Origin of the sequence: Clostridioides sp. ZZV14-6150 (genome assembly GCF_020657875.1) — a bacterium.
Taxonomy (GTDB): Bacteria; Bacillota; Clostridia; order Peptostreptococcales; family Peptostreptococcaceae; genus Clostridioides.
On record NZ_JAGWDA010000119.1, the window covers coordinates 1 to 202 of the forward strand.

Here is a 202-nt window from a genome sequence, read left to right on the forward strand (position 1 = left end):
TCTTAAACTCAAGTCCTCAATAACGACCAACTTGCTTCGCTTATAGCTTTCGCTAACTTATGATTTTTCACCATATTCTTTACCTTCAAGTCCTCAATAACTATAACTTGGTTTTCGTGTATTAATTTAGTTGATAACTTATTTAGGAAATCTGCTCTTTGGTCTGATATCTTTTGATGCAACCTTGCTACCTTCAATCTTG

At 33.7% G+C, this 202-nt stretch carries 1 protein-coding gene; it reads right to left on the reverse strand.

The genetic code is table 11. The features are described from left to right. Nucleotides 1–8: 8 nt before the first annotated feature. Nucleotides 9–202, reverse strand: a 194-nt coding sequence (locus tag KGF41_RS20770; RefSeq protein WP_227857155.1) for a transposase, incomplete at its 5' end; no start/stop codon positions are given.